This window comes from Pseudoalteromonas sp. MER144-MNA-CIBAN-0113 (assembly GCF_040308965.1).
Taxonomy (GTDB): Bacteria; Pseudomonadota; Gammaproteobacteria; order Enterobacterales; family Alteromonadaceae; genus Pseudoalteromonas; species Pseudoalteromonas tetraodonis.
Map to the genome: position 1 here is coordinate 1 of NZ_JBEOOG010000105.1, position 9,396 is coordinate 9,396.

The window sequence follows — 9,396 nt, forward strand, 5'->3', positions numbered from 1 at the left end:
ATGTATAGATTAATAGATCATAAGCAGAACATACTTAGACCAAAAGGTGATCAGAGTTTTCACACAGTCTGGGCACAAACCAGAAATAGCTTCCAATGAATTCTGTATTTAAATTTTAGGTTTAAGCTGGGCTCTAATTAATAAATCATAATCTAATTGCAACACCTTGCTTAAATTCAAATTATTCTTAAGTTAACGCAAATTTTCAATTTAACTGGTGCTGGCCTAATAAAGGCTCATATGAGAACCAAATAGCCAACTTATTAAATGGAAACTAAAAAATGTGGCTGTTAAAAGGTTTATACTAACTAAAAAGTAACTACTCTTAGCTATGACTCAGTTTTCTCTTTATAGTCACACAAATCCTCGATTATACAGCTTCCACATTTTGGTTTTCTCGCTGTACACGTATAGCGCCCATGTAAAATAAACCAATGATGGAGGTTAAACATAAACTCTTTTTTATTTGGCGTATTTTTAATTATGGCCTGTTCTGTCTGCTCAACAGTTTTACCTTTAGCGTAACCCGAACGGTTTGCAAGACGTTGGATGTGAGTATCTACTGCTAAAAAGTATCTACCTTCATTATCCTTTAGCCAGCCGAAGGCCGTATTTAATACTACGTTAGCAGTTTTACGGCCAACGCCAGGGAGGGCTTCTAGGGCTTCACGATTTTCTGGCACTTCACCGTTATGCTGATCTACCAATATTTGGCACATTTTATATACATTGGCTGCTTTTGAATTAAATAAGCCGATGGTTTTTATGTAATCACGCAGTGTGTCGTGGCCAATATCTAAAATGGCTTGTGGTGTATTAGCAACCGGAAATAATTTACGAGTGGCTTTATTTACCCCAACATCGGTTGCTTGTGCTGAAAGCGTAACGGCAACTAATAACTCAAACGGGCTTGAATATTCAAGCTCCGTTTCAGGATGTGGATTGTCGTCGCGTAAGCGAGTAAGTATTTGGTGACGTTTTTCTTTATTCATATAACTTAAAACGCATTAGCTTTATTAGGTTAATGCGTTTTCCCCTTAAGTTAAGCTAGTAACACGCGCTCGAGGGCCTTTTTCAGCTTCTGGCGGCGTTACTTGTTTTGATTTTATTTGTGCATCAATGACATTTTTAGCGGCGATCAACAACCCAAGCCCTAAGAATGCGCCAGGTGGTAAAATGGCCAGTAAAAACTGGCTATCAAAGCTAAATACTTCGATGCGTAAAGCTGAAGCCCAAGGACCGAGTAATAAATCGGCGCCATCGAATAAGGTGCCTTGGCCAATCAGCTCTCGCATAGCGCCAAGTACAATTAGTACCAACATAAAGCCTAAGCCCATCATCAAGCCATCAAAGGCAGATAAATGCACTGGATTTTTAGAGGCAAATGCTTCAGCACGACCAATAATGGCGCAGTTAGTCACAATTAACGGAATGAAAATCCCTAAAGATTGATAAAGGCCAAAAGTGTAGGCGTTCATTATCAGCTGCACAATCGTCACAAAACCGGCAATGATCATTACAAAAACCGGTATCCTGATATCTTTAGGCACCCAATTGCGCACAAATGATACGGTAATATTAGAGCCCACTAAAACTAACAAGGTTGCTAAGCCTAAACCTAGCGCATTAGTAATTGTGGAGGTAACAGCAAGTAAAGGACATAAACCTAATAACTGTACTAAGGCGGGGTTATTTCCCCATAGGCCTTCTTTATAAAGGGTTTTTAATTCACTCATGGTGTTACCTCAGGGCAAGCATTCGCTGCTGCAAAAAGATCATCAAAGTTATTTTGTGCATACACTACCGCATTTTTAACTGAGCCAACTACAGCGCGAGGCGTAATGGTTGCGCCAGTAAATTGATCAAACTGACCGCCATCTTTTTTAACGGCCCAACGCACGTCACTTTCGCTTTGTACTGTTTTTGAATTAAATGAGGTGATCCAGTCTGACTTTTTAATTTCAACTTTATCGCCCAAACCTGGGGTTTCTTCATGCTTAGTAACCCTTACACCAGCAACGCTGCCATCGCGATATATCGCGCTAAGTAAGTTTATATCGCCACTGTAGCCGCTAGGAGTGACATGACGAATGACTAATGCAACGGGTTCGTCATCTTTACGTGCACGGTAAATTATTTGGTTGTCGTATGGCCCCAGTAAAGGGTCTGATATGATCACACAATCTTGAGAAAGTTCATTAGTGTACTTACTGTGCGGTAATACTTCTTGTAACTGATTAGTTAATTGCAGTTGCTCTTGCTCTGCAATTTTATCGGCCGTTAACGAGTTTATTGTGGCCACTAAACCTGTTGTAAGGAGTGCGAAGCCACATAATATTGCGCCATTTTTTACCATTGAAGAAATAATCATTTTACTGCTCCATGGCCATAGGTTCTTGGTTGTGTGTAGTAATCAATAAGCGGTACTGCAATATTGATCAGTAATACGGCAAATGCAACCGCATCCGGAAAGCCACCAAATGTTCGAATTAAATACACAATTAAACCAATTGCGGCACCATAAATAAGGCGGCCTCGATTAGTGGTTGCAGCTGATACAGGATCGGTGGCAATAAAAAAGGCTCCGAGCATAGTCGCACCACTAAATAAGTGAAACACCAGACCCGGCTCAGTGCCTGGCGAGGCAATATAACCAATTGCAGCGCATAGGCTTAAACTGGCAATAAAACTCACTGGTATATGCCAGTTAATTACTTTTGTTTTTAACAGGTAAAGGCCGCCGAGTAAGAAGGCTAAGTTAACCCATCCCCAACCTAGGCCAGTCCATTCATTAAATACCGGTTTTTGCATACTTTCAGTGACGGTAAGACTATGAGTAATATCTGTTTTTAAGGTATCAAGTGGGGTGGCCATCGTGCTGCCATCAATACCCACTCTGAGCTGATCTAAGCTATATCCAAGAGTTGTAAAGTCACTAAATATTAGACTAAGCTGCTGGCTAAAAGTAATGCCCGTATTGAGTAACTCTGTAACTGGTAACCAGGCCGTCATTTGCACAGGAAATGAAACTAATAAAAGTACATAGGCCGCCATTGCAGGGTTAAATAAATTAAAGCCCAAACCACCATAAAGTTGCTTAACAATAACAATGGCAAATAAACACCCTATAACAATAACCCACCACGGCGCTAAAGGTGGAATACTAATCGCTAATAGCACGCCGGTTAGCCATGCACTGCCATCACTTAATGCAGGCCAAATAGGGCGCTTACGCATTAACATAACGGCTGCTTCAAATGCGCTTACACACACTAACGCTAATAATAATTGAATAAGGACACCGGTGCCAAAAAATACAACTTGTGCAATAACACCAGGAATACAAGCCGCAATCACAGTTAACATTAACCGTGTCACAGATTTGTGACTATGATTGTGGGGTGAACTGGCCATGGTTAGTTTCATGACTGATCGTTTCCTTCTTTTTGTTGCTTTTTAGCTTTAGCACGAGCAATAGCGGCGGCTACGGCGGCTTTCTTTTTTTCTTGAGCTGTTTGCTGTGAAGCTTCTGAAGATTCATCGTTGCTTTGTGGCTCAGTGTTTTCACTTTGTTTTGCTAATTCATCAGCTTGCGCTGCTTTTTTGGCTTTAGCACGGGCAATAGCGGCAGCGACGGCAGCTTTTTTATCATCGGCAGCGACAGGTGATTCACTTGCTGTGTTATCAGCTGCTGCTTGCTCATTAGCTTGTGCTGCTTTTTTGGCTTTAGCGCGGGCAATAGCGGCAGCGACGGCGGCTTTTTTATCATCAGCGGCGACAGGAGATTCACTTGCTGCGTCATCACTTACTGATTGCTCATTTGCTTGTGCGGCTTTTTTAGCTTTAGCGCGGGCGATAGCGGCAGCGACGGTGGCTTTTTTATCATCTGCAGCAACAGGAGATTCACTTGCAGTGTCATCGCTTGCTGCTTGCTCATTAGCTTGTGCTGCCTTTTTGGCTTTAGCGCGAGCAATGGCGGCAGCGACGGCGGCTTTTTTATCATCTGCAGCAACTGGAGATTCATTTGTTGTGTCATCAGTTGCTGTTTGCTCATTAGCTTGTGCTGCCTTTTTAGCTTTAGCACGGGCAATAGCGGCTGCAACGGCTGATTTTTTATCATCTACAGGCTCGTCATCACCATTGTTTTGTGCCTTTTGCTCTTTATAAAGGCGAGCTTGCTCTTTACGTGCTGCGCGCTCTTTTGCAACTTCACTGTTATCTGGCTCGAGTTCGCCACCTTGCTTTTTGGCTTTAGCACGCGCAATTGCCGCTGCTACAGCTGATTTATTGTCACCATCGCTGGTTTTATCTTTAACGCGGGCAAGGGCATCGGCTACTTTTTGCTGCTCTTCGGTAGATTTAGCTGCAGGTTTACGTTTATGGCGATTTTTTCGCTCAGCTTGCTCTTGCTCTAAACGCGCTTTACGTGCATCAAATCGTTCTTTAGCGCGATCAGATTTTATCTTCTCGGCAATTTGCTCTTTAATCTCAACTTTTGCAACGCGGTAGTACTGAACGAGTGGTATTTCACTTGGGCAAACATAGGCACACGCGCCACATTCAATACAATCAAATAAGTTATGTTCTTGGAGTTTGTCGTATTCTTTTGATTTAGCAAACCACTGTAACTGCTGTGGTAACAATGAAGCAGGGCACGCATCTGCACAGGCACTACAGCGAATACAGGCTTTTTCTGGGCCAGGCTCTGCTAATTCTTTGTGATCTGGGGCAAGTATGCAGTTCGTTGTTTTAACAACGCCAATACGAACCGTTGGTAAGGTAAAGCCCATCATAGGGCCGCCCATAACGACGCGCTGTTGCGGCACAGGTGAAAAACCTTGGCAATCAAGTAAGTGCTTAATTTCAGTACCTAGTAAAGCCCATACGTTGCCTGGATTATGTATAGTATTACCCGTTACTGTTACTACGCGCTCTATTAACGGTTTGCCTTCGTATACAGCTTGCTGTATCGCAAATAAAGTGCCGGTGTTATGTACTAAAATGCCGATATCAGCAGGAATGCCACCATTAGGTACTTCACGGTTAGTGAGCAGTTTTATTAGCTGTTTTTCACCGCCAGAAGGGTAAACAGTAGGCACGGTTTGTATTAAAATATGCTCGTTATGCTTCGCCGCTTCTGTCATGGCTGTGATAGCCTCGGGCTTATTATCTTCAATACCAATAATACACAGGGTAGGATTGAGCAGCTGTTGCATGAGCTCAATACCTTTGATTATTTCAGCGGCATGTTCGCGCATTAAAGTATCGTCAGCCGTGATGTAAGGTTCACACTCAACCGCGTTCACGATTAAAAACTCAATCGGCTGCTTAATATCTGCTTTAACGTAGGTTGGAAAACCTGCGCCTCCCATGCCAGAGATCCCCGCATTATGAATAACATCAACGAGTTCATCGTGTGATGCAGTGGCTGGGTTTGCTAAAGGCGATAATTCACACCAGGTATCGTTGCCATCGGGTTCAATAATAATGCTTAATTCAGGCAAAGCAGAAGGGTGTGCTGATGGCATAGGCGTAATATCAATAATAGTGCCTGATGTAGGTGCATGCACAGGTACCGACCAGTTAGCAGAAGGCTTAGTTAATGGTTGACCTTTTAATACGTGCTGGCTTTTTTCTACAATTAACTTGCCGCTAGCGCCAATATGCTGCTTTAAAGGTAGAACGAGTTTTTCAGGCAAAGGAAGGCGCGCAATAGGCGCATTATTAGATAATGACTTTTGCTGCGGAGGATGTACGCCGCCAGGAAATGCCCAAACGGTGCCTTTTTTTATTTGTTCAAGTAACTTTTCCACTCAAACCTCTAATCTATTTGGGTAACAGGAATAGCGTCTAGTTGCCATTTCCAAGTTTGTTTTGTTGGTGCAACAGGTAGCATGTCAATACAATCAACCGGACAAGGTTCAACGCACAAGTCACAGCCTGTACATTCGTCTATTAGAACGGTGTGCATTTGTCGGGTTGCACCAACAATGGCATCAACAGGGCAGGCTTGAATACATTTGGTACAACCAATACATTCATCTTCGCGAATGTAGGCCACCGTTTTAACTGGCTCGGCTTGTTCGCCGCCGGCTAGAGGTTTAGCCTCAACACCCATCAAATCAGCCAACTTTTTAACTGTCGCATCACCACCGGGTGGGCACTTGTTTATTTCATCGCCATTGGCAATGGCTTCTGCATAAGGACGACAGCCCGGGTAACCACATTGGCCGCATTGTGTTTGCGGTAAAATGGTGTCGATTTGTTCTACAACAGGATTACCTTCAACTCGAAAGCGTACTGCTGCAAACCCTAAAATTAATCCGAAAATTAACGCCAGCAAACCCAGCGCTATTAAAGCGTACAACAAGGTCATATTAAAACTTCACTAATCCAGTAAAACCCATGAAGGCCATTGACATTAAACCTGCCGTTATCATTGCGATTGAGGCACCTTTAAATGGGGTTGGTACGTCTGCTGCGGCTAAACGTTCGCGCAATGCAGCAAATAAAACCAATACTAATGAAAAACCCACCGCAGCACCAAAGCCATAAACGGCCGATTGTAAAAACGTGTGATCTTCTTTGATATTTAATAAAGCAACACCCAATACCGCACAGTTAGTGGTTATTAAAGGTAAAAATATTCCCAGTAAACGGTAAAGCGTTGGACTGGTTTTTCTGACAACCATTTCAGTAAATTGTACAACAACAGCTATTACTAAAATAAAGCTCATTGTTTTCAGATAGGTAATATCCAATGGTAATAAAATATACTCATTTACTAAATAGCTTGTCACAGAGGCAAGCGTTAGCACAAAGGTAGTTGCCAAAGACATACCTATGGCTGTGTCAAGTTTCCCAGACACACCCATAAACGGGCAAAGGCCTAAAAATTGTACTAATACAAAGTTGTTGACTAACACTGTTCCAATTAATAACAAGACGTATTCTGTCATGTGTGCCTCACGCTAATAAAATCCCGTGTATTATCCTTTTTTCTACTGTGATTAACAACACGTTGAGTGATTATCAGTTAAATAAACAACGTTAAATAAGGGGCTAATTGTAAAGGGTTAAAATCAAGGGGCATTGCAATTAAAAAACTGTCAGCATTTTAACGGCTGAAAATTCATAAAAGCACACTTTAGAACGTAAAAAAGAGCATACATGCTCTTTTTTACGTTAATTGGAGTAGAGGCGTTAGATGTCTTTGGGCTTTTCAATGTAGTAACCTTGAACACCATCTAGGCATAACGTTTCTACAATGTGTTTTTCTTCTTGGCTTTCAACGCCCTCAGCAAAAACACTGACACCAATTCGGTGAGCAAGGTCGACCATTAAACGCATAAAGTACTGATTATTTTTATCATCCTCTAAGCCTCGGGTATAACTTGCATCCATTTTAATAAAGTCTGGTTTTAAATCTCTGAAAAACTTAAATGAAGTGAGTCCCACACCAAAGCGTTCAACAGTAATTCTGGCACCAACACGATGCACCATGTCAATAAAGCGTTTGCTTGCTTTAATGTTTTGTTGCAGACCAAATTCACTCACCTCAAAAATTAACTTAGAAGCAATATGGGTATCTTTAAGCAAACGACGCTCTAACCAAATCATAAACTGGTCGCTATGCGCGCTTGAAGGGGTAATATTTAAGCCAAAATACTTTTCAGATAAATTACTCGATTTTATTCTTTCTAATGACGATTCTATTATTAACTTATCAATTTCTATCGCCATATCGAGTTTTTCAGCCATTGCTAAAAATGAAGCGGTAGGCAAAGCTTGGTTTTCTTCTGTTTTGAAGCGGGCTTGAATTTCAGCATAGGCTTTAATGCTTTTGCCTAATGGCATAATATTTTGGATCACTAAATGGACGCTTTTAGACTCGATCACTTCGTTAATCACTTTACGCCAGTTTTGGTTACCAAACCCTGCGCTCACATTATTAACAAGATCAGTATCGCGCTGCACATGCCACGCATTAGCTTGCTTAGATTGCGCCATACTCATTGCGTTATCAACGATAGAGAGCAACTCACCTAAAGGTTTGGCTTTTTCGTACCCCACAATACCTGTGTTTGCAACCGAGCTAAGGTCTTGGTTTTGCATATATTGAGTAAAGCGAGATTGTAAGTTTTCACCAAATTTTTCAGCTTCTTTTAACGGGGTATTCGGCAATATAATTATAAAGTCAGAGCTGTTTACTCTAAAAACTTGACTGCTGGAATAGGTGCCACTGATATTTACTATGATATCTGCAACCGACTTAATGTACTCATCACCTTTTTGATAGCCTCGACTTTGATTAATTGACTGTAACTCACTACAGCGGACAAGTGCTAAAGAGCCAAATGTACTTATTTCGGTGTTTTCTATATTTTTTTCGTAGTAATCAACAAACATATTGCGATTACCTAATTCAGTAACGCCGTCTTTGTAGGCTTCACGTTTAATATCGTGGGCTGCATTTTTTATATTGTCGTTTTTGCTTTTTAAAAAGTGCGATAAACGATTAAAGCTAGGAATTAAACTTTTCCCCAACTTAGCTAACTCAGGTGAATCAATTTTAGTTGCAAAATCATCACCTAGTTGGTTTTGATTAATATATACATCAATAACATCAGCAACGTCCGTACATATATTGTCGTTAATGTGCTTAACAATGGTTTTCATCAATATAATAGGTATTAGGGCGAGTAGGGTGCTAACAATTAAAATAACAAAAAACGCGGTTTGAAACTGCTCACCCAAGTGAGTAGTGTTTAATTTAAATTCAATTTTTATATCGGCGTTATTATTTGTGGCGTACTGAGGACGTACTGAGTTGCTACTAGATTGAATAAGCTCAGCAATAAAAGGTAATTGCACTGCATTGTTAACCGAAAATACTTCAACGCCTTGATAGTCACGTAAAACAAAATTTGAAAAGGTTTCACTAGTTGCAAGCGTGTTTTTAAGATTTTCTGCTGATATATCTGTCGCAGAGAGATTTTTAATGTATTGCTCAACGGTCGCTTGTGCATTTTTTTGAGCGTTGCCGATGGCATTATCAAAATTTTGGCTAATAAAATAACTACCAGCGGACACAAGAACCAGCCAAGCTAACAGTTGTATAAGAATAAGTTTTTTGAAAGCTGCCATTATTTAATCTTTTTATGTCAAATGGGGGAGGACACAACCTCATGATTATTAAACTAATTATAGCTCGATATCAATAGTTATCAAATGGTTAGTTTTTTAAGCAAAAAAGTTTTTATTTTGAAAGAAGAATGGTAGAGCAAATTAGAGGGTATGTCTATGTGATTGTAGTAAATTGGCTCCCCCTCCCCGACTCGAACGGGGGACCTGCGGATTAACAGTCCGTCGCTCTAACCAACTGAGCTAAGGGGG

At 41.1% G+C, this 9,396-nt stretch carries 8 protein-coding genes; all 8 read right to left on the minus strand.

Features of this window, described 5'->3' with window-relative positions:
* Positions 1 to 329 precede the first annotated feature (329 nt).
* Positions 330 to 992, minus strand: a complete 663-nt coding sequence (gene nth / locus AAEY57_RS17895; RefSeq protein WP_076923040.1) for an endonuclease III — start codon at positions 990 to 992, stop codon at positions 330 to 332.
* 45 nt (positions 993 to 1,037) lie between these two features.
* Positions 1,038 to 1,736: an electron transport complex subunit E gene (locus tag AAEY57_RS17900; protein ID WP_350608419.1), complete on the minus strand. Its 699-nt coding sequence runs from the start codon at positions 1,734 to 1,736 to the stop codon at positions 1,038 to 1,040.
* A complete protein-coding gene (gene rsxG / locus AAEY57_RS17905) occupies positions 1,733 to 2,371 on the minus strand; it encodes an electron transport complex subunit RsxG (RefSeq protein WP_350608420.1) in 639 nt (212 codons plus the stop codon). Before rsxG ends, AAEY57_RS17900 begins: the two co-directional genes overlap by 4 nt.
* Positions 2,368 to 3,426, minus strand: coding sequence for an electron transport complex subunit RsxD (gene rsxD / locus AAEY57_RS17910; protein ID WP_350608421.1), 1,059 nt, complete (start codon positions 3,424 to 3,426; stop codon positions 2,368 to 2,370). The genes rsxG and rsxD overlap by 4 nt, the downstream gene beginning before the upstream one ends.
* Entirely contained in the window at positions 3,423 to 5,813 is a 2,391-nt protein-coding gene (rsxC, locus tag AAEY57_RS17915; RefSeq protein WP_350608422.1) for an electron transport complex subunit RsxC, read from the minus strand. The genes rsxD and rsxC overlap by 4 nt, the downstream gene beginning before the upstream one ends.
* An 8-nt stretch (positions 5,814 to 5,821) precedes the next feature.
* Positions 5,822 to 6,376, minus strand: a complete 555-nt coding sequence (rsxB, locus tag AAEY57_RS17920; RefSeq protein WP_008115242.1) for an electron transport complex subunit RsxB — start codon at positions 6,374 to 6,376, stop codon at positions 5,822 to 5,824.
* Between the two features lies 1 nt (position 6,377).
* Positions 6,378 to 6,959, minus strand: a complete 582-nt coding sequence (gene rsxA, locus AAEY57_RS17925) for an electron transport complex subunit RsxA (RefSeq protein ID WP_008115244.1) — start codon at positions 6,957 to 6,959, stop codon at positions 6,378 to 6,380.
* Between the two features lie 244 nt (positions 6,960 to 7,203).
* The gene (locus AAEY57_RS17930) at positions 7,204 to 9,147 is read right to left on the minus strand and encodes a bifunctional diguanylate cyclase/phosphodiesterase (protein WP_350608423.1); all 1,944 of its coding nucleotides are present in this window, start codon (positions 9,145 to 9,147) and stop codon (positions 7,204 to 7,206) included.
* Between the last annotated feature and the right edge of the window lie 249 nt (positions 9,148 to 9,396).